At 66.6% G+C, this 20,635-nt stretch carries 14 protein-coding genes; 3 read left to right on the top strand and 11 right to left on the bottom strand.

From position 1 onward, the window contains the following. Positions 1 to 206: 206 nt before the first annotated feature. Positions 207 to 1,541: a spinster family MFS transporter gene (locus ACODS4_RS19470; RefSeq protein WP_488866569.1), complete on the top strand. Its 1,335-nt coding sequence runs from the start codon at positions 207 to 209 to the stop codon at positions 1,539 to 1,541. 14 nt (positions 1,542 to 1,555) lie between these two features. Here the strand turns inward: ACODS4_RS19470 and ACODS4_RS19465 are convergent, their stop codons facing one another. From ACODS4_RS19465 to ACODS4_RS19445, 5 genes are all read right to left on the bottom strand, one after another. After that, positions 1,556 to 2,527: a PDR/VanB family oxidoreductase gene (locus ACODS4_RS19465; RefSeq protein WP_488866567.1), complete on the bottom strand. Its 972-nt coding sequence runs from the start codon at positions 2,525 to 2,527 to the stop codon at positions 1,556 to 1,558. Positions 2,528 to 2,553: 26 nt separating this feature from the next. Then, positions 2,554 to 3,297 (bottom strand): GntR family transcriptional regulator, encoded by a 744-nt coding sequence (locus ACODS4_RS19460; protein WP_488866565.1) that lies wholly within the window; start codon positions 3,295 to 3,297, stop codon positions 2,554 to 2,556. A gap of 29 nt (positions 3,298 to 3,326) precedes the next feature. Further along, entirely contained in the window at positions 3,327 to 4,406 is a 1,080-nt protein-coding gene (locus tag ACODS4_RS19455) for an aromatic ring-hydroxylating dioxygenase subunit alpha (RefSeq protein WP_488866563.1), read from the bottom strand. Between the two features lie 250 nt (positions 4,407 to 4,656). Further along, positions 4,657 to 6,069, bottom strand: a complete 1,413-nt coding sequence (locus ACODS4_RS19450) for a methyl-accepting chemotaxis protein (RefSeq protein ID WP_488866561.1) — start codon at positions 6,067 to 6,069, stop codon at positions 4,657 to 4,659. A gap of 59 nt (positions 6,070 to 6,128) precedes the next feature. Beyond that, a complete protein-coding gene (locus tag ACODS4_RS19445; RefSeq protein WP_488866559.1) occupies positions 6,129 to 7,283 on the bottom strand; it encodes a serine hydrolase domain-containing protein in 1,155 nt (384 codons plus the stop codon). A gap of 209 nt (positions 7,284 to 7,492) precedes the next feature. On the opposite strand from ACODS4_RS19445, the gene ACODS4_RS19440 reads away from it, so the two are divergent. Further along, positions 7,493 to 9,307, top strand: a complete 1,815-nt coding sequence (locus tag ACODS4_RS19440; protein WP_488866557.1) for a sigma 54-interacting transcriptional regulator — start codon at positions 7,493 to 7,495, stop codon at positions 9,305 to 9,307. Between the two features lie 29 nt (positions 9,308 to 9,336). On the opposite strand, the gene ACODS4_RS19435 is transcribed toward ACODS4_RS19440, so the two are convergent. The 6 genes from ACODS4_RS19435 to ACODS4_RS19410 form a co-directional block, all read right to left on the bottom strand. Then, positions 9,337 to 11,766, bottom strand: coding sequence for an efflux RND transporter permease subunit (locus ACODS4_RS19435; protein WP_488866555.1), 2,430 nt, complete (start codon positions 11,764 to 11,766; stop codon positions 9,337 to 9,339). After that, entirely contained in the window at positions 11,763 to 12,905 is a 1,143-nt protein-coding gene (locus tag ACODS4_RS19430) for a WD40/YVTN/BNR-like repeat-containing protein (protein ID WP_488866553.1), read from the bottom strand. The genes ACODS4_RS19435 and ACODS4_RS19430 overlap by 4 nt, the downstream gene beginning before the upstream one ends. A 37-nt stretch (positions 12,906 to 12,942) precedes the next feature. Next, positions 12,943 to 14,301 (bottom strand): DUF1329 domain-containing protein, encoded by a 1,359-nt coding sequence (locus tag ACODS4_RS19425; protein ID WP_488866551.1) that lies wholly within the window; start codon positions 14,299 to 14,301, stop codon positions 12,943 to 12,945. A 24-nt stretch (positions 14,302 to 14,325) separates the two neighbouring features. After that, positions 14,326 to 15,999: a DUF1302 domain-containing protein gene (locus tag ACODS4_RS19420; RefSeq protein WP_488866549.1), complete on the bottom strand. Its 1,674-nt coding sequence runs from the start codon at positions 15,997 to 15,999 to the stop codon at positions 14,326 to 14,328. A 110-nt stretch (positions 16,000 to 16,109) separates the two neighbouring features. Then, positions 16,110 to 17,207: an NAD(P)-dependent alcohol dehydrogenase gene (locus tag ACODS4_RS19415; protein ID WP_488866547.1), complete on the bottom strand. Its 1,098-nt coding sequence runs from the start codon at positions 17,205 to 17,207 to the stop codon at positions 16,110 to 16,112. 11 nt (positions 17,208 to 17,218) lie between these two features. Beyond that, positions 17,219 to 18,697, bottom strand: coding sequence for a benzaldehyde dehydrogenase (locus ACODS4_RS19410; RefSeq protein ID WP_488866545.1), 1,479 nt, complete (start codon positions 18,695 to 18,697; stop codon positions 17,219 to 17,221). A 477-nt stretch (positions 18,698 to 19,174) separates the two neighbouring features. On the opposite strand from ACODS4_RS19410, the gene aspA reads away from it, so the two are divergent. Next, positions 19,175 to 20,593, top strand: a complete 1,419-nt coding sequence (gene aspA, locus ACODS4_RS19405) for an aspartate ammonia-lyase (RefSeq protein WP_488866543.1) — start codon at positions 19,175 to 19,177, stop codon at positions 20,591 to 20,593. Positions 20,594 to 20,635: the final 42 nt, after the last annotated feature.

The following is a 20,635-nucleotide window of genomic DNA, read 5'->3' as shown; positions in this document are numbered from 1 at the left end:
AAAAACAATTTTATCGGCAAAATTCCTTTTAATCGATTGATCGCACGATTATGCCATGGCACTATCCGCCTATCGAACAAACCGCCGGGCGGCGCGCCGATGCGCGCTGTGAAGAGGGATAGGGTTGCGCGCGCTTTCCGCCGCCCCTCTTCATGGCTCCCATGGACCCGCCCGCCCGATCCACCGCATCGCCATGGAGGCGTCCCTTGACCACCACAGCCGCCCTCGGTCCGCAAGACGGGTATCCGCCGATGCGGATCGCCTGCTACCTCGTCGGCGTTCTCATCATCGCGAACATCCTGTCCTTCGTGGATCGGCAGATTTTGGCCCTGCTGGTCGGCCCGATCCGCCGCGATCTGGCCATCACCGACACCGACATCAGCGTGCTGCACGGCTTCGCCTTCACCATCCTCTATTCGTTTCTCGGCTTGCCGCTGGGGCGATTCGTGGACCGGCGCAACCGGCGGCTGGTGATCGTCGCCGGGGTCGCGATCTGGAGCGTGATGACCATCGCTTGCGGTCTGGCCAACAGTTTTTGGGAGCTGTTCGCCGCCCGCGTCGGCGTCGGCATCGGCGAGGCCACCTTGGCCCCCGCCGCCTATTCGTTGATTTCCGACGCCTTCCGCCCGGATCGGCGGGGAACCGCGCTCAGCGTCTACACCAGCGGCATTTATCTGGGAATCGGCGCGGCGCTGACGCTGGGCGGTCTGGTCATCGCCATGACCAACCAACTGCCCGAAGTGACGTTGCCCGTGTTCGGAACCGTGCGTTCCTGGCAGGCGGCCTTCATCGTCGTCGGGCTTCCCGGCCTGTTGCTGGCGCCGCTGATTCTGACCATCACCGAACCGCCGCGCCGCCGCCCCGTTTCTGTCGCTGGAAACGTCACGCCCGATGACGCGTTGCGCTATCTGAAGAGCAACGGGCGGGCTTTCCTGTTCACCCTGCTGGCGTATGATTGCTTCGCCATGGCGGCCTACGCCGCCGGATCCTGGGTGCCGACCGTGTTCGTTCGCGTCCATCACTGGCCGATGGCGCAAACCGGCCTCTATTACGGCCTCACCCTCATGGTGATGGGCTGCGCGGGCGGCGCGCTGGCCGGGATTTTCGGCGACCGAATGATCGGCGCCAATCTGGATGGTCGGTTGCGCCTGTCGCTCTACAGCATTCCGCTGTGGATTGTCGCCATCGCCGTCGGCACGTTGAGCGGCGACCCGTGGATCGCGCTGGCGGGTTTCGGCTTTTCCGCCTTTTTCAGCAGCGTGTCCAACTGCATCGGCCCGACGGTGGTGCAGGAAATGACCCCCGGTCGGTTGCGCGGCCAAGCCACCGCGCTCTATTTCTTCACGCAAAACCTGTTCAGTCTGACGCTCGGGCCGATGGCGGTGGCGCTTGTCACCGACAAGATTTTCCACGACGACACGGCGGTCGCCGCGTCGATCCTGGTGGTCGCCTTGCCCGCCATCCTGCTGGGTGGTCTGTTCACCCTGCTGGCCCGCCGTCCCTTCACGCAAACCCGCCAAACGCTGGAGCTTGCGGCGTAAGCGTGGGGAACCGCTCAGTCCCGGCGCGCGGTGTCGATGGTGACGCCGCCGCCGGCGACACGCGACACGCAGGCGCACAGCCGGTGATTCTCCGCCTTCTGCTGGTCGCTGAAGAAGACATCCCGATGATCGACCTCGCCCTCGACGTCCAGAACATCCACCGCGCACAGACCGCATTCGCCCCGGCGGCAATCGGACAGCAACTCAACCCCCGCCGCCTCCAAAGCGTCGAGCATCGAACGGTTTTCCGGCACGGTGATGGTTTTGCCCAAACGGGGGATGCGGACGGTGAAGGCTTCCGGGGCGAAGCGTCCGCTGTTGCCGAAGGATTCAAAGCGCAACCGCTCCATCGGGCGACCGCTCTGCCGCCATTGGCGGCGCGCCGCCTCCATCAGGCCGATGGGGCCGCAGAGATACAGCTCGCCGTCGGGGTCCAGCCCGTCGATGGCGGCGGCGAGATCCATGCGCTGCCCCTCCTCATCGACATAGGTTTCCAGCCGGTCGCCCAACCGTTCCCGCAACTCGTCGGCGAAGGCCAGTTCCGCGCGCTGACGGCAGGCGTAGAGCATGCGCAGTTTCGCGCCGCGCGCCGCCAGAGTCATCGCCATGCCGTGGATCGGCGTGACGCCGATGCCCCCGGCGATCAGCAGATAATCGGGACGGCCCAACGTCAACTCGAACAGGTTTTGCGGTTCGGAGATCCGCAACCGCGCGCCGGGGGCGAGACTCCACATGTAGGCCGATCCGCCCCGGCTCTCCTTCAACCGTTTGACCGCGATGCGGTACGCGCCATCCTCGGCGGCGCCGATCAGCGAATAGCACCGGGCGTCGGTTTGCCCGTCGATGGTCACGGTCACGCTGATGTGGCTGCCGGGCGCCGGGGGTTTGGCCGGGTTGGCGGGTTCGATTTCAAACAGACGGATGTCGGCGGCCAGGTCGCGCGTCGCGCGCAGCCGGGCGTCCTGCCATTCAATGGCGAAGCGCATGGGATTCCTCGCAGAAATGGGTTTGGTCAGGCGCTGCGCAACCGGATCAGGGAGGCCCCCGGCACCCGGTCGAGCTGACGCTGGTTTTTGATGGAGATGTCCAGATTGCGGCGGGCCAGCCGGGAATGCTCGCGCGCCAGATGGTCGGCGCGGCTGCCTTCACCATTCTCGATGGCGTCGAGAATGGCGCGGTGATGCTCCTGCGCGATCACCAGAATCTCGCGGGATTCCGGCAATTCGGCCTGCACCCGCACAAAGGCGCCGGGGGAGGCGAAGGGCAGCGACAACACCCGCTCCATCGACCGTTTCAGAACCGGGCTGTCGGCCAAACGCAGCAGCAGGCCATGGAACTGGTCGTTCAGGCGGATGTAGTCGGAAAAATCGTCGATGGTCAGGTCGCGTTGGCGGACCAGCGCGTCCAGACTGCCGACGACGTCGCGCAAGCCGCGCAGGTCATCCCGGCTCAGGCGGCGTTCGGCGGCCCGCTGCGCCGCCATGCCCTCCAGCACGCCGCGCAGTTGGATGGCGTCGGCGATGTCGGCCTCGCTGAAGGCGCGGACGACGAAGCCGCCGGTGGGCAGGCAATCGACCAGACCCTCCTCCTCCAGCCGGACCAGCGCGACGCGGACGGGCGTGCGCGACACGCCCAGCCGTTCGACGATTCCCAACTCCGACACCCGTTCGCCGGGGCTGAGGTCGCCGTTCAGGATCAGTTCCCGCAGTTGCAGGAGCGTGCGAACGGTCTGCGACGCGCGGGGTTGCTCATCCATGGCGTTTTCCTCTGGCCTTCACCGGCGGATCATTCCGCCGCCTGTCGGATCGGCGACGGGGCTGACGCTTGTTCCGCCCGGATCAGGCGGTCGATCAGGCGGCGCGACCACATCGCCCCGGCGTCGATGTTCAGGTTGTAAAAGGCCCGCTCGGGGTGGTCGTCGATGGCCTGTTGTTGGGCCTCCAGGATCACCTCGTCCTCGCCGAAGATGCGGGTGACGCCGTCGCGCAGCTCCGCCGTCAGCTTCTGTTCGCCCAGCTTGTAGTTGCGGCAGAAGGCCCAGAAATAATGACAGGTCTTGTCGGTTTCCGGCGTGATGGTGTTCAGGACAAAGCCGTTCACCCCCTGCGAACGGTCGCCCTCCGGCGCGCCGGTCCCGGTGGGGGCGACGCCGACGTCGATGGTGATCGTGCAGGGCGCCTCAAAGCGGATGATCTGCCAGCGGTCCACATTGCCGGGCTTGCCAAGCTGCTTGGCCCAGAAGGGCGGCGGTTCGATGTCGCGCATCCAACGCGTCACCGTGACGAACTGGTCGTTGTGCGTCGTCTCGAACGGGGCCTCGGCCACCGCGCGGTTGCCGATGCTCGACGAATGCACAAAGGTTTCGTGCGTCAGATCCATCAAGTTGTCGAGCACCAGCCGGTAATCGCATTTCACCTGGATGAGGCGACCATCCCCCGCCCATTCCGGATCATGGTTCCAATGCATGTCCGGGATCGTCGCCGGATCGGCCAGCGCCGGATCGCCCATCCACACCCAGGCGAAACGGTGGCGTTCGACCACCGGATAGCGCCGGACGCAGGCCGACGGGTTGATCGTCTCTTGCGACGGCATGCCGACGCAGCGGCCTTCGGGGTTGAACACCAACCCGTGATAGCCGCAAACGAGGTTGTCGCCCTCCAACCGCCCCTTGGACAGCGGCAGCAGGCGATGCCAGCAGGCGTCCTCCAGCGCGACGATGGCGTCGTCGGCCCGGCGGTACAGCACCAGCTTTTTGCCGCAGATGGTGCGCGGCAGCAATTCGCGGCGCAATTCAATGTCATAGGCGGCGGCGTACCACGCGTTCATCGGAAAATTCGGCGTCGCGTCCCTGGCGGTGTCGGTCAACGCTCCCTCCCTTGGGGCTGGCGTTCATGGGGCTTGGGGTTCGGCGCGTCTCGGATCGTCGCCGTTGCATAATGTATACATTTTTCCATGTCGGATTCCAAGGCGGATTGTGATGAGAAATCACAATCCGTGATTTTCCGTGAAAATCACCCCAGAAACCCCGCCGCCCTCCTGGAATTCCGCTCAATTCCAGAAATCTCCGACAGCGCCACGCCGAAGACTGTATACATTTTGAAGAGCGCGCCCGCTGTCACCGCGCTTGGTCGGGCAGAACCGCCATGCTGAAGGCCCCCCACTGGCGCCCCTGCACGAAAACCGGGGCGTTCATGATCTTGATGAGCACCCGCTGGCCGCCGCCCATGTCGCGCGGCATGGTGTGGATCGACAGGCGCGGCGAACGGGCGGCCTTCAAGGCGGCGCGGAACTGATACAGACGCCGCCCCCGGCAATGCGCGGTGTTCCACACCGGATCGGAGCCTTGCGGCTGATTGTATTTCCGGTTGTGGGTGGGCAGATAGCCGTTGCGGTCGCAGAGGGTGGCGAAGGCGACGCGCGGGCTGAGATCCAACAGCGGTTCTTGCAACGACGGCAACAGCCGGTCGGTCAGGTCGGTGAATCGGGTGAGGAATTGCGGCGGATTGCTGCCGGGGACGGGGTGATAATGTTCGTCGAACAGGGCGTCCTGGCTGATGTCGCCACGGCTGACCGCCGCCTCGAACAGAGCGGACACCTGGGCCGCCGCGTCGGCGGTGGCGCGCAGAAACGGGGTGTCATCCGTCGGAATCGGGCTGACGCCGACATAGTCGATCAGGCCCTCGCTGGTTTCAAGCAACGCTCCCAGCCGTTGATTGGCCATCGCCAAATGGCGCGCCGACCCGGCCACCGCCGGTTCCAGATCATCCAGTTCCCGCTCCACCGCGCCGCAGCGCTCCAGATTTCCCTGCACGCTGTCAGCGATGTCGCGGGTGGCCGCGTGCAGTTGGGCGAAGACACCCTCCATGCGGCCAACCACCGTCTCGATCAAACCAGTGCCGACGCGGGCCTGGGTGGCGCTGGCGGTCGCCGTGGCGCTGTCGCGGATCAACCCAATCACTTGGCTGGTCAGCACCTGCACCGTTTCGCCGATTTGCACGGTCGCCGTCTGGGTTTGCCGGGCCAATTCCTTGACCTCCGTCGCCACCACGGCGAAGCCGCGCCCGGCTTCGCCCGCCCGCGCCGCCTCGATGGTGGCGTTCAGCGCCAACAGGTTGGTTTGCTTGGCGATGGCCTGGATCGCCCGCGACACCGCCGCCACCTGCGACAACGAACTGTTGACCAGCGCCAATTGCCGCTCCATCCGGGCGACGTCGTCGATCAGCGCGGTGATTTCCCGCACCGCGCTGGCGACCGCCGCGTGCGAGTCCCCCGCCTCGGCGGCGGCGGAAGCGGCGAGCGCGCTGGCCCGACCCGCGTTGACGTCGATGTCCGCGTTGGCGCTGGCCATGGCGTCCACCGCGCCGCGCAGGGTGCGGAACTGCTCGCCCTGGCGCAGAACGACGGCGGAAACGTCCTGCACGTTGGCCGTGATTTCCGCCAGTTCAAGACCAACGCCGCCGATCCGGCGATCAATCTCCTGAACGATGGCGACGGCCGACTCGGCCAACGCGGTGGAGGGGGATGTCATGATGGCGCAATCCAAAAGCGTTGAGGGGACAGCATGGGGGCCGCCCCCCATGCCAAGGGTCAGCCGCCGACCACCGCGTCACGCACCGCGTCGGCGAAGGGGCCGATCATGCCGGACACCGCCGTGTTGGTGACGACGACGACGCTGGTCCGGCGGACGGGATCGACCCAGAAATGCGAGCCGAAGACGCCGAACCACCCCCAGCTTCCCGGCGAACAGGGGCTGCCCGCCGCCGCCGGGTCGGTCAACACGCCAAAGCCAAGGCCAAAGCCCCAACCGGGTCCGGGGATGAAGACCGGCAAACCGCCGGTCGCCGATCCGGTCATCAGCGCGCAGGATTCCGGCGTCAGGATGGCCCCGCCGCCGGTGCGGATCGCTTCCAGAAAGGTCAGATAGTCCGGCGCGGTTCCCGTCATGCCGCTGCCGCCCGACGGAAACAAGGTCTGCGAAAAGGCGCGCGACGGGCGATAGATCAGGCGAGACGGCCCGAACATCACGCTGTCCGGCTCTTCCATCCGCCGCGCGCCCGCGTCGCCGTCGATGTAGGCGGGGGCCAACCGCGCTGGATCGTCGGCCCCGAACCGGGTGTTGGTCATGCCCAGCGGCTTCGTCACCCATCGGGCCACCGACGCCGCCAGATCGCCGCCGTCGGCGCGCGCGATCACCGCCCCCAGCACGTCGGTCGCCACCGAATAGCACCAACCGGCCCCCGGCTCGAACAGCAGCGGGGCGGCGGCGACGCGCGCCAGATTGTCGTCCAGCGACAGCCCCGTCGTTTCCAACCCGTCGGACACGTCGGCCTGATGATACGGCCCATCGGGCGGTTGCAGGAAGCGATAGCCCAACCCAGCGGTGTGGCTCAGCAGATGGCGCAGACGGATGACCGGGCGGCGGCCATCGGGAAGGGCGGGCTGGAAATCGGGCAACCAATCGGCGACCGGCCCGTCAAGCGCCAACACGCCCCGCTCCACCAGCGCCAGCGCGGTCGCCGAGACCAGCGGCTTGGTGAGCGAGGCGAAGCGGACCGGAAGGGTGTCGGTCATAGCCACGCCGCTTTCACGGTCGGCGTGACCAAAGGCGCGGCGGTAGAGCGTCTCGCCGTCCTGGGCGACCAGGATGGTTCCACCGGCGATCCGACCGGCGGCGACGACGCCATCCAGGATTCGGTCGAGCGCGAGAGAAAGATTTGAAGCGTTCGCGGAGAGGTTCGTCATGATCGTCATCTCATCGTCACGAGGAAGGGAAAGGAGAAAACTCAAACGAATCAATGAGGCTCGCCCGTTATGGGCAGGCTCCGCAACGCTCTGATTTTGGTATTTTATATAACAGTTTGTTTATTAATCAATTAAGTTTTATCATCGTTATAAAGCGCGCCGGGAAGGCCAACGCCGAAGGGTGCGATCTCTGGGGGGAGGCGGCAGGCATGACCGACACAGGCAACCGAATCTCGCTGGCGGAGGCGTCCCGCCAATCCGGCAAGGTGATGCAGCGGGGCAGCAGCGACGATCTGCCGAAAACCGCCAGCCCGACCTTGCAGGATCTGGCGGAATGCCTGTTCTTCACCCTGGGCGACGGGCGCATCTGGCTGAACGACCGCCGGATGTTGTTGATCGATCTGGCCAGCGTGGGCCACCTGCGGCGCGAGTTGATCGACGCGCTGGGGATCGAACGCGCCCGCGCCCTGTTCACCCGCATTGGCTACGCGCAAGGCGCGCGCGACGCCGATCTGGTGCGGCAACGCTGGCCGAACGAGGATCTGGCCAGCGCCTTCGCCACCGGGCCGCGTATGCACATGCTGGAAGGTTTCGTGAAGGTCACGACCCGCCGCTTTGAATTCGACAAGGAGCGCGGCCATTATCTGGGCGAATTCCTGTGGCACGATTCCGCCGAAGCGAGCGAGCATCTGGCCGCCTATGGCGTCGCGTCCGATCCGGTCTGTTGGATGCAAACGGGCTACGCCACCGGCTACACCAGCCGTCTGTTGGGCAAGACCGTGCTGTTCCGGGAAACCGAATGCCGGGGCATGGGGGCGGCGCAGTGCCGCTGCGTGGCGAAATCCGCCGAAGCCTGGGGCGACGAGGCGTCCGACCTCGCCGCTTTGGGCGTGGAATGGACCGCGCCACGACCCCGCCCAGCCACCGAAAACGCCGAAAGCCGCCCCGCGCCCCCCCAACCAACCGCCGCCGCGCCGGGCCATGGTCCGGTGATCGGCCTGTCGTCCAGCTTCATCGCCGCCCGCCATCTTCTGGAACGGGTGGCGACGACGCGGGCGACGGTGCTGTTCGTCGGCGAATCCGGCGTCGGCAAAGAGCTGTTCGCCCGCTCGCTCCACGACCTCAGCCCACGCCGCGACGGTCCCTTCATCGCCGTCAACTGCGCCGCGATCCCCGACACGCTGGTGGAATCCGAACTGTTCGGCGTGGACAAGGGGGCCTTCACCGGGGCCGTCGCCTCCCGCCCCGGCCGGTTCGAGCGGGCCAGCGGCGGCACGCTGTTTCTCGACGAAATCGCCTCCCTGACCCTGGTCGCCCAGGGCAAGCTGCTGCGCGTCCTGCAACAGCGCGAGTTGGAGCGGGTGGGCGGCGCCCGCAACATTCCGGTGGACGTCCGCGTCGTCGCCGCCACCAACGTCGATCTGCGCGACGAGGTGCGGGCCGGGCGTTTCCGCGAGGATCTGTTCTTCCGCCTCAACGTCTTTCCGGTGACGTTGCCGCCCCTGCGCGAACGGCGCGACGACATCCCGCTGCTGATGGACCATTTTCTGGCCTTTTACAGCCGAGAGCATGGCCGCTCGCCGCGCGGCTTCACCCGGCGGGCGACCGAGGCGCTGTTGAATTACCGCTACCCCGGCAACATCCGCGAGATGCAGAACCTGATCGAACGCGGCGTCGTCCACGCGCCCGACGATGGGTTGATCGACATCATCCACATGTTCCGCGACGGCGAAACGATGCCGCAAACCGCCTTCACCCTGCTGGCCGACGGGCGCCTGTCCAGCACGCCGTCGCCCGCCAACGACGGCCCGCCCGAGGGCGCGCGCCGCGCCGATCCGGTGGACGCGCTGGTGGACAGCGGATCGTCCCTGCCCGAATTGGAGCATCGCCTGTTCGCCGCCGCGCTCCAGCGCCACAAGGGCAACGTCGCGGCGACCGCCCGCGCGCTGGGCCTCACCCGCCCGACACTGGAATACCGCCTGCGCAAACTCGGCCTGTACGGGACGCGCGCCGAAAGAGAGTGAGCGCGCCCCGGTGGGCGCGCCGCTCGTCATCAAAGCGCCGCCAAAGCCGGCGACCGCCCCGCCGCGTCCGCAGGCCGGGCCTTGGGCAACAGGAAGCAAGCCAGCGCGGGCAGCAAAATCAGCGCGCCCAGCATGTTCCACAGGAACATGAAGGCCAGCAGAACGCCCATGTCGGCCTGGAACTTGATCGGCGACCACACCCAGGTCGCCACCGCGACCGCCAGCGTGACGCCGGTCAGCATCACCACCCGCCCGGTGAACAGCAGCGCCCGGTAATAGGCCTCCGACAGGCTGGCCCCTTGGCGCAGATGGGCCAACATGACGCTCAACACATACAGCGCGTAATCCACGCCGATGCCGACGCCCAGCGCGATGACCGGCAGCGTCGCCACCTTCACCCCCATGCCCAGCCAGACCATCAGGGCTTCGCACAGGATCGAGGTCAGCATCAGCGGCAACACCGCCACCACCACCGCGCGCCAGGACCGGAAGGTGATCCAGCACAGGATGACCACCGCGCCATAGACCCACAGCAGCATTTCGCGCATCGCCTTGTGGACGACGATGTTGGTGGCGGCCTCGATCCCGGCGTTTCCGGCAGCCAACACGAACCGCAGGTTCGGGCCGTTGTTGTGGGTGGAAAAATCCTCCACCGCCGTGACGACGCGGGCCAGCGTGTCGGCCTTATGATCGTGAAGATAGACGTAGAGCGACAACAGCGAACAGCTCTTGTTGAACAGCTCGCGCGGGGCGTGGTTTTGCACGGAGCCAAGCGCGCTGTCGTTGGCGATCAGCTCGTACCATTTGAAATTCCCCTCGTTGTAACCGACCCCGGCCAGCTTGCTGAGACCCGCCATCGAATGGGTCGCCTCGACCCCTGGCAATTGCTCCAGCGTCCAGGCCAGCCGGTCCACCGCCGACAGGGTGGCGTAGCCGGTGCAACGGTCGTTCGGCGTTTCGACCATGACGACGAGGATGTCGGAACTCGCCGCGTAATTCGCCACCATGAACGCGCTGTCACGGTTGTAGCGCGAGTCAGGGCGCAGTTCCGGCGCGCCGGGATCGAGATCGCCGACCTTCAAATCCAGGCTGACCGCGTAACCGCCAACCGCCAACCCCGCCGACAGAACGATGGCCGCCGCCGCCCAACCGCGCCGGGTGAAGAGATCCAGCGTCCGCCACAGCCAATGGCGCTCCGCCCCGCCCTGTCGGGCGTCCTGTTGCTCATCCCGCAGGCTGAGGGCGGCGGCGCGCGGGCTGACGCCGATGTAAGACAGCAGGATCGGCAACAGGATCAAGTTGGTGAAGATCAACACGGCGACGCCAATGCTGGCGATCACCGCCAAATCTTGGATCACCTGAATGGGAATGATGATGAGCACGGCGAAGCCGACGGCGTCGCACAGCAGCGCCGTCAACCCGGCGACGAACAGGCGGCGGAAGGTGTAGCGCGCCGCCACCACCTTGTGCGTGCCGCGCCCGATGTCCTGCATGATGCCGTTCATCTTCTGCGCGCCGTGGCTCATGCCGATGGCGAAGACCAGGAAGGGCACCAGGATCGAATAGGGGTCCAGCTCATAGCCGGTGAGCGCCAGCAAACCGAACTGCCACAGCACCGCCACCAACGAACAGGCGACCACCAACAAAGTGCTGCGGACGCACCGGGTGTAGCCGAACACCACCCCACCGGCGATGACCACCGCCAGCAGGAAAAACAGCATCACCTGCTCCAACCCTTCGATCAGATCGCCGATCACCTTGGCGAAGCCGGTGACGTGGATGCGGATGCCGTCGCTTTGATAGCGCTGGCGGATGTCTTCCAGGCTGTCGGAAAGTTGCCGATAATCCAGCGGCTTGCCGGTCTGCGGGTCGGCGTCGAGCAGCGGCACGAACAGCACGCTGGAGCGGAAGTTGACGGCGACCAGTTGACCGACCTCGCCCGACCGCTCGACGTTGGCGCGCAGGGCGTCCAGACTTTGCGGCGAGCCGTCATACCCCTCCGGCACCACGGTTCCGCCATCGACGCCATCCTCCGTCACGGCGGTCCAGCGGGTGGTCGGGGTCCACAGCGACTTCATGAAGGGGCGATCGACGCCGGGCAGCAGATACACCTCGTCGTTGATCCGCCGCAGCGTGTCCTGATAGCCCGCGTCAAAAATGCTCTCGCCCGTCGTTTCCACCGCGATGCGCACGGCGTTGCCCAAGCCGCCCAGATCCGAACGGTGCTTGAGATACTCGACGATGAAGGGATGGCGGGCGGGAATGGTTTTCTCAAAGCTGGCGTTCAGGCCAAGGCGCAGCCCCGCCACCGACAGCAGCAGCGTGGCGACCAGACACAGCAGAACGACCAAGGGGCGATGGTTGAACAGCGCCCGTTCCAGCCGGTCGCCCGACGCCCGATCAAAATCCTCCAGGCGGGCGACCACCGGCTGGTGGTCCATCACGTCATCCGCTTTCATCGGACGGCTCCTTTCACCTGAGGCGTGGGGGATGGCTCCGGGTTTGAGGGCGCGTCGACCGACGCCACGCCACGCAAACTGGCGATGACGAGACGGCCGCCGCCCGCGTCGGCCAACGCGGTCAACGGCATTTTCCGTCCAATCATGGGCTGGAAGCTGGCGCCACCGTCGCGGCTGGCCAAGAAATCGCCGGTCTGGCTGGCCAGAACCACCGTTCCGCCGCCCAGCGCCAACCCCGCGCCAATGCCGCTGGCGACGCCGGTGTCAAGGGTCTCCCAGCTTTCCCCCCGGTCAGTCGAGCGGTAGAGGCTGCCGCGCAAACCATAGGCCAACAGGCCGCCGTCGCCCGCCGCCAGCACGCCGAACCAGCTTCCCTTGTAGGGGGAGGGAAGCGCGGCGAACCGTTCCCCCCCATCGGTGGAGCGCAGCAACAACCCCTGCTCCCCAACGATGTACAGGTCGCCCGAACCAGCGCCGGTTCCCTGGGCGACGCCGTAGAGATGCAGCCCTTTCGGGTTCTCCAAACGGCTCATCCAGGGCGTCCAGCTCTGGCCGCCGTCGCGGGTGCGGAACATCAGGTTGTAGGCGCCGATGACGAAGCCGTCGCGCTCGTTGGCGAAAAAGAGGTCGAGGAAGGGCTTGTCCGGCCCCTCCTCGACCAGGCGCAGGGAGGACTCCCGCAACCGCTCCGCCTCGGGCAGCCCTTGTTGCGCCATCCGCGAGGCGGCCTGTTCGGCCAACCGCGCCGCCGCGACGCCATCCAGTTGTTTGACCCAACTTTCGCCGCCATCGTCGCTGCGCAAAACCGTGCCAAAATGCCCGGTCGCCCAGCCCGTGCGTTCATTCACGAAACGGACGGCGGTCAGGCTGACGCTGACCGGAACGCGGGCCTGCCGCCAGCGCCCGCCCTGGTCGTCGGACAGCAGGACGATGCCGCGCTCGCCAACGGCGACCAGCCGTTGACCGGCGCGCGCCAGCCCCAGCATGGCCGCCCCCGCCGCCTTCGGCGTGATGAGCGCGGGTTGCGACAGCACCGGGTAATCGGCGGCGTCCGCCCGGACGCCGCCGGGCAAGGCCGCGCTGGCGATGGAGGCGACCGCCGCCGCCAGAAAACGCCCAAGGGGAAAGCGGATCTTCATGCGCGCTCATCCTGAACAGATGCGGGGGCCGACAGGGTCACTGGACGCTGCGTCCGGCGAGATCGTCGGGGCTGAACGCTTCGTTGGGGCGCCGGGCGACCGCCTTGTACTGGGTCGGCAGACCGTTCGACGCCGCGTTCAGATAGTAGGAGCCGGTGCGCAGGTCATAGCCGCCCCACATCACCGTGCCGATCAGGGCCGGAAGATCCGGGGCCAGCAGGGTCAGCGTGTAATTGTGCCGCCACAACTGGCCTTGCGCGTCCCAGCCGTCGAACATCAGGATCTGCCAACTGTCCTCGTCCAGGTAATAGCGGCGCTTCTGCACGACGTGGCGCTTGCCCTCGGCCAAGGTCGCGTCAACCACCCAAACCCGGTGCAACTCCCAGCGCACCAGATCGGGGTTGAGGAATTGGCCGCCCAGCAGTTTGTCGGGATCCGCCGCCGCCGCGCGGTTGTTGTTGTAGGGAACATAGAGTTCCTTCTTGCCGACCAGCTTGAACTCATGGTGATCGACCGGGCCGAACATCATGAAGGCTTCGTCGAAGAAACCGACACCGGAGGTCACGAAATCGGGCGTGTCGTAGGCGACCGACGGGGCGCGGCGCACCCGGCGCTGACCGACCAGATATTGCCAGATGGCGCGGGCCTTCCCAGCGCTGGACGGTTCATGCACCAAAATCGCTTCGCCCGCACGCGAGGCCGGGCGGCTCTGGATGAATTTGCCGTATTGATAAATGCCCTTGTAGGAGCCGAGATCGCCGTCTTTGTAATTGTAGGGGTATTGCAGATACTCGTCGCCCGCCGAGGGTTGAACCTTGGCGCCGTCCGGCGTCACCACCCAGGTGCCGAGCGAATATTCCGCGCTCTCGCCCAGCCAGCCCAGTCGGTGATTCCAGATCGCCTCATAGCCGTTGGCCGGGATGGGGAAGGGAATCCCGCCATAAGCGCCCTCGACGCCAAAGCCGTCGCCGCTCAATTTGGCGCGGGTGGCGTTTTTGGCGGTGTTGTCATAGACCCATTGCGGCGCGGCGGCGCTGCGTCGGGTCGGGTAGATGTCCAGCCGCAGGGCGGGGTATTTCGCCAGCAGGGCGCGGGTGCCGTCGCTCAGCTTTTCCGCGTATTGGGCGGCGTTCTTGCCGCTGATCGACAGGGTCGGTTTGTCGTCGGCGAACGGATCGGGACGCGGCGCGCCCGGCGTGTAGCCGGGCAACGGCTTGGTGTAGCCGCCCTCCCAGCGGGGAATCGTCCCCTCCTTGTTGCCCGCCCGCTCCGCGCCCATCGGGGTGAGGGAAGAGCCAAGCTTCGCCGCTTCCTCGGCGGTGACAAAGGCCAGCGCGGCGCCGGTCTGGACGCAGAGAAGCGCGCCAGCGGCAGCCAGAACCGTGGTCAATTTCATTGGAAATGCTCCTGGAATTCGGTCTTAGAACGAGCGTTTCAGGTAGGCGCCGATGAAATCGCGCCCCTTCATCGTCTGCTTGAAGGTCAACTTCTGCACCGGCGTCGCCGTCGGATCGGCGGCGGTCAGCAGGACGCCCGCCGGGCCGAAATAATGGGTGGCGTTGACGCCGAAGTTCCACGTCGATTGATAGGTGAAGTCGGCGCCAACGCTGATGTCGCCGCCGCGCGACGCGCCGCCGTTGAAGTTGCCCACGGCGGAGGACCGGCCATAGGGCGTGTAGCCCAAACCGATGGGAACGTTGACGTCCAGGCCGTTGGCGATTTGGAAATAGGTCGGCGTGAAGACGCCACGGATGCCCAGCGCCGAACGGGTGCTGTTGGGATCCAGCGCCGCCGGGTTCTTGTCGATGCCGACCCGCGTGTTCCAGGCGATTTCAGCGGCGATCGACGCGCCGTCCCAAAGGCCGTTCGGCGTGAAGGCGTAAATCGCCGAGGCTTGCGCGTGCAGCGTCCGGCCAACGGCGTAAAGCGGGTGATCCTTGTTGTCGGCCAGCACGCCCGGCAGCGCGGTTTGCGGGTCGCTGACCAGCGGCGCGTTCCAACGGTAGGACACTTCGCCCGCCACGTTGGCGCGGCCAACCACCGTGCTGACGCTGGCGCCGACGGTGCGGACGTCCTCCGGATAAACATGGCGCAACTCGCCGATGTTGCCGGAACGCAATTGCCCGACGGTCGGGTTGGCGCTGGGAACGAAATAGAGCTGCGGCGTCTTGTCGTGATACTGGGCGAAATAGAGACCGAATTCGTAATCGGTGTCTTCGGGGGTGTAGCGCACTTGCGCGCCGAACTGGCCGCTGTCGCGCGCCTTGATGTCCTTGCCGCGCCAGAAGGCCGCCGGACCGCCGCCGGGCAGAACCGGACCGCCGACGACGATCCGCTCCGCGCCCGCGCCGACGAAGTCCGCCGTGCTGAAGGCGCTGCCCGACGCGGGCAGGCGCGTGTTGCGCCATTGCAGTTGGTAATAGCCGCCGACGGAGAGATTCTCGCGCAGTTGCACGGTGCCCGACGCCTGCCAGACCGGCAACAGCACTTCCTTGAACTGGGTGCTCGGCACGCTCAACAGCTTGATGAGGTCGATGGGCTGCTGGGCGGCGGCGACGCCGTTGGCGCCGAAGAACAGGCTTTCGCCGTAAATCAACGAGTGCCGCCCCAGCCGACCCGTCAGCCGGGTGTCGTCCAGCGAGGCGTTGCCATAGGCGAAGGCGTCCATCAACTCGACGTTGCGGCCATGGACGGTGCGCGTCGCCCCGGTGAAACGGTCGTTGGCGACGCTGGTCGGGTTGGCCGTGGCGGGCGAGTCATTGTCATTGCCGCGCAGATAGAGCGTGTCGAACCACGCCGCGCCGCTGACGCGAAACCCATAATCGCGCGTTCCCGCCGTCAGTTCCGACAGGATGTCGGCGCGGTTGGAGGTGAAACCGGCCTTGAAGTTGCGGTTTCCGTCGTCAAGGTTGGTGTCGGTCAGCATCGACGCCTTGGGATCGCTCAGGCGATAGGCCGTGCTGTATTTGACCGTGTTGTCCCAACTGATCTTGAAATCGGATCCGTCGAAGGTGAAATTTTCAGCCCGCGCGGACAGCGCGGGGCCGACGGCGACGGCGACCAGCGCCGTCCCGGCAAGAAAAAGCCGTTTCATGCAGTGCGTTTCCCTGTCTTGATGGTTGCGTTGCTGGGTCCGCCTTGGTGGGGTGGCGGCCCTTTTTCTTTGGTCTCAAGCGGCAACGATTCGGTGGAAAGGCTGTTGGGTCACATCATCAAAACCGGCTTGATCGTCCGGCCCGCCTCCATGTCGTGAATCGCCTCCTCGATGGCGGCGAAAGGATAGGCGCGGATCATGCGGTCGAACGGAAAGCGGCCCTGCCGTCGCAGTTCGATCAAGGTCGGAATGAAGATGTCGGAATTGGCGTCCCCCTCGACGATGCCGATCAACCGCCGCCCGCCGCTCATGAAATGAACCTGATCCAGCGTGATCTCGCTGCCCATCGGCGACGCGCCCAACACGCCGCAACACCCGCGCGGGGCCAGACAGGCCATGGCGTCGCGGATCACCGCCGCCTGTCCGGTGGTGTCCAGCGCGTGGTTCAGCCCGGCGCCGCCCAGCGCCAGAACGCGTTCGATGACGCCGCCATCCTTCGGGTTGAAGGCGTGGGTCGCCCCAACCTCCCGCGCGAAGGCGAGGCGGGCGTCGTTGGTGTCCACCGCGACGATGGTGGTCGCGCCGACCACGCGGGCCGCCATCACCGCCGACAGCCCGACCGATCCCGTGCCGAACACGGCGATGGATTGGCCCGCCGACACCGCCAGCGCGTTCATCACCGCCCCGGCCCCCGTCTGCACCCCGCAGGCCAGCGGCCCCAGAAGCTCCAACGGCGCGTCGGCGGGAACCTTGACGACGTTGCGCTCCCGGCAAATCGCATGGCTGGCGAAGGAAGATTGGCCGAAGAAATGGCTGTGGACGCGCTCCCCATCGCGCGACAGCGCCGTGCTTCCGTCGGGGCGGGCGGCGAAGAAGTTGCGGGGAAAGAACTCGTGGCAATAGCTGTGCGCGTGGTCGGCGCAGCTTGGGCAGCTTCCGCAAGAGTTGAAGGTCATCACCACCGGATCCCCCGGCTTGACCTTGGTCACGGCCCGCCCGACGCGCTCGACCACGCCGGCGCCCTCATGGCCCAGAACGACGGGCAGCGGGGTCGGCAGCACGCCGTCGCGCACCACAAGATCGGTGTGGCAGACGCCGGTCGCCACGACGCGGACCAGAATTTCGTCGTCGCGCGGCTCCTCCAACTCCAGACTTTCAATCGACAACGGCCCTTTGGGAATGCGGGCGACGGCGGCTTGGATGCGCATGCCGGTCCTCCTCAAAACGGATAGGCGGGGGGCGTGGGCTTGACGGTCGTCCAGCGCCATTGGGTGAATTGCTCCCAATCGGCGGGACCGCCGACCGCGCCGCCATTGCCCGACGCCCCACGCCCGGCGAAGGGATTGACGCACTCGTCGGCCACCGTTTGGTCGTTGACATGGACCATGCCGGTGTTCAGCCGCTCGGCGATGGCCATGGCGCGGGCGAGGTTGGGCGAGATCACCGCGCCCGACAGTCCGTAATCGGTGCGGTTGGCCAGGGCCACCGCCTCGTCGTCGCTGCCGAAGGTGGCGATGGTGGCGACCGGGCCGAACACCTCCTCCTCAAAGGCGCGCATGCCGGGGCGCACGCCTGACAGCACGGTCGGACGGTAGAACTGCCCCTCGAACGTCCCGCCGGATTCCAGCCGGGCGCCCGCCGCGACGCTGTCCTGCACGATGGCGTGAACGCGGTCGCGCTGCCCCGCGTCGATCAACGGGCCAAGCGCCACCGCCCCGCTCGCCGGATCGCCGACCGGCAGGCGGCTGGCCTTTTCCACCAGCCGCGCGATCAACGCGGGCGCGATCCGCTCCTGGACCAGGATGCGGCCCGAGGCCATGCAGATTTGCCCCTGATGCAGATAGGCGCCCCAGGCGACGTTGCTGGCCGCCCGATCCGGGTCGGCGTCCTCCAGAACGATCAGCGCGCTTTTGCCGCCCAACTCCAGGGCGGTTTTCTTCAGATGACGCCCGGCCAACTCGCCGATGCGCCGCCCGACGTTGGTCGATCCGGTGAAGCCGATCATGCGGATGCGCGGATCCGTCACCAGCGCCTCGCCCGCGTCGGCCCCGCCGGGCAGAACATGCAAAACCCCTTTGGGCAACCCGGCCTCCTCAAAGGCGCGGGCGATGATGAAGCCGCCCGTCACCGGCGTGCGCGGGTCGGGCTTCAGCACCACCGCGTTGCCAGCGGCCAGCGCCGGAGCGACCGCGCGCAGCGACAGAATCAGCGGAAAATTGAAGGGGGAGATGACTCCCACCACGCCGTGCGGGACGCGCCGCGCCAGGCTCAAATGACCGGGCGCGGCGGGCAGAATTTGGCCGACCGCCTCCAGCGGCATCGCCGCCGCGCGGTGCAGGATGGTGATCGCCTCCCGCACTTCATGCTGGCCCTTGCCGGGGATCGAGCCGGTTTCCCGGACGATGAAGCGGACCAGTTCCTCGGCGTTCCGCTCCAGCGCGTCCGCCGCGCGCCGGAACACGGCGGCGCGGTCGCGGGCGGGCAGCGCCGCCCAGGCGGGTTGCGCCGCCGCCGCCGCTTGCGCCGCCGCCGCGACGTCTTGCGGATTGGCCAACCCGACGCGGGTCAAGACCGCGCCGGTCGCTGGTTCCTGAACGGCGCGCGTTCCACCCGCCGACCGGATCCAAACGCCGTCAAACAGACGGTCGGTCCAAACCGCCGCGTTTAGAAAGCAGGAATTTTCCTCGTCGCCCGTCACAATGTCATCCTCCCTCTCGCGTCGCAGGCCGGGGTGGGGGTCCGCTGAACCCGTTCCCCGTCTCCCATCCGCAAGAGCAAGCGGCGTGCCGAACCTCGCCATTCAACGAATGTCGCGGCGCATGATTGTTATTAAGCAGCACATTCAACGGTTTTGACAAAATTCGAGCCGCGACGCAAAACCCAGGCCGCCGCCACGTCTTCATCCTGTGATGAAAAATCACTCCGGCCTTCATCATCAAAGTCATCATCTGATGACTCTGACGAATCCGCCGCGCGTCGCGTCGGCGTTCGGATTTCCGAACGGCTGGCGCCCCGCCGGTTCGGAAATCCGAACGCGGGCGCCGTCAACGGACAGAATATTCATCAGATACAATGGCTTAAAACTCAGACGCCGCTGGATGCCGCTGGCACGCGCGTTGCTTTTCTCTGTCGCAACCCGCACAGACGGGCGACCATCCACGGAGCGAAACGTCCCATGCCTGCCGCCGCCACCCGCCTTGAACATGATCTGCTGGGCGACCGCGAGGTTCCCGCGCACGCCTATTACGGCGTTCACACCCTGCGCGCCGTCGAAAATTTCCCGATCACCGGCACGCCGATCTCCCACTATCCCGATCTGGTCCAGGCGCTGGCCGACATCAAGACGGCCGCCGCGCGGGTCAATCAAGAGCTGGGGCTGTTGAGCGCCGACAGGGCCGACGCCATCGTCGCCGCCTGCCGCGAGATCCGCGCGGGCAAGCTGATCGACCAGTTCGTGGTGGACGTCATCCAAGGCGGGGCGGGCACCTCGACCAACATGAACGCCAACGAGGTGATCGCCAACCGCGCCTTGGAGATTCTGGGGCATGAGCGCGGGGCGTACGCCCACCTGCACCCCAACGAACACGTCAACATGAGCCAATCCACCAACGACGTCTATCCGACGGCGTTGAAGCTGGCGACCTACACCGGAATCTTCCGGCTGGTCGAGGCGATGGGCCATCTGCGCGCCGCCTTCCAGCGCAAGGCCGACGAGTTCGGCGACGTTCTGAAAATGGGCCGGACCCAGTTGCAGGACGCGGTGCCGATGACGCTGGGGCAGGAATTCTCCACCTACGCCGTCATGCTGGCCGAGGATGAGGAGCGGTTGAAGGAAGCCGCCCTGCTGATCCGCGAAATCAATCTGGGCGCCACCGCCATCGGCACCGGCATCAACGCCCACCCCGATTACGCGCCGCGCGTCTGCCGCCTGCTGGCCGAAATCAGCGGCGTGCCGGTCGTCACCGCCCCCAATCTGGTGGAAGCCACGCAGGATTGCGGCAGCTTCGTCCAACTGTCGGGCGTGCTGAAGCGGGTCGCGGTCAAGCTGTCCAAGACTTGCAACGATCTGCGCCTGCTGTCGAGCGGCCCGCGCGCCGGGTTCGGCGAAATCAACCTGCCCGCCCGTCAGGCCGGATCGTCGATCATGCCGGGCAAGGTCAACCCGGTGATCCCCGAAGTGATGAACCAGATCGCCTTCGAGGTGATCGGCAACGACATGACCGTGACCTTCGCCGCCGAGGCGGGGCAGTTGCAGCTCAACGCCTTTGAACCGATCATCGCGCACAGCCTGTTCAAGAGCATCACCCATCTGCGCCAGGGCTGTCTGACGCTGGCCGATCTGTGCGTGGACGGCATCACCGCCAACCGCGACCATCTGGCCGCCGGGGTGCGCAACTCCATCGGCATCGTCACCGCGCTCAACCCCTACATCGGTTACGCCAACGCGACGGAGATCGCCGCCGAGGCGCACCGCACCGGCAAGGGCGTCGCCGAACTGGTCGAGGCGCGCGGCCTGATGACCGCCCAGGCGTTGGCCGAGGTGCTGCGGCCCGAGGTGTTGACCCGGCCTCAACACATCCCCGCCGCAGGCTGACCCGCCCGGCCCACGACACCCCGTTCACGCGCGCCCCGGCGG

Source organism: Azospirillum sp. FG154, assembly GCF_057809575.1.
The sequence above is the reverse complement of the archived record's forward strand: the minus strand, read 5'-3'. Positions and strand labels throughout refer to the sequence as shown.

Bases quoted from the DNA above. Each gene is read 5' to 3' on its own strand.
- ACODS4_RS19435 (WP_488866555.1), bottom strand. From the start codon at position 11,766: ATGAAAGCGGATGACGTGATGGACCACCAGCCGGTGGTCGCCCGCCTG.
- ACODS4_RS19430 (WP_488866553.1), bottom strand. From the start codon at position 12,905: ATGAAGATCCGCTTTCCCCTTGGGCGTTTTCTGGCGGCGGCGGTCGCC.
- ACODS4_RS19465 (WP_488866567.1), bottom strand. From the start codon at position 2,527: ATGCGCTTCGCCATTGAATGGCAGGACGCCCGGCTGCGCGCGACGCGC.
- ACODS4_RS19445 (WP_488866559.1), bottom strand. From the start codon at position 7,283: ATGACGAACCTCTCCGCGAACGCTTCAAATCTTTCTCTCGCGCTCGAC.
- ACODS4_RS19460 (WP_488866565.1), bottom strand. From the start codon at position 3,297: ATGGATGAGCAACCCCGCGCGTCGCAGACCGTTCGCACGCTCCTGCAA.
- ACODS4_RS19440 (WP_488866557.1), top strand. From the start codon at position 7,493: ATGACCGACACAGGCAACCGAATCTCGCTGGCGGAGGCGTCCCGCCAA.
- ACODS4_RS19425 (WP_488866551.1), bottom strand. From the start codon at position 14,301: ATGAAATTGACCACGGTTCTGGCTGCCGCTGGCGCGCTTCTCTGCGTC.
- aspA (WP_488866543.1), top strand. From the start codon at position 19,175: ATGCCTGCCGCCGCCACCCGCCTTGAACATGATCTGCTGGGCGACCGC.
- ACODS4_RS19420 (WP_488866549.1), bottom strand. From the start codon at position 15,999: ATGAAACGGCTTTTTCTTGCCGGGACGGCGCTGGTCGCCGTCGCCGTC.
- ACODS4_RS19450 (WP_488866561.1), bottom strand. From the start codon at position 6,069: ATGACATCCCCCTCCACCGCGTTGGCCGAGTCGGCCGTCGCCATCGTT.
- ACODS4_RS19415 (WP_488866547.1), bottom strand. From the start codon at position 17,207: ATGCGCATCCAAGCCGCCGTCGCCCGCATTCCCAAAGGGCCGTTGTCG.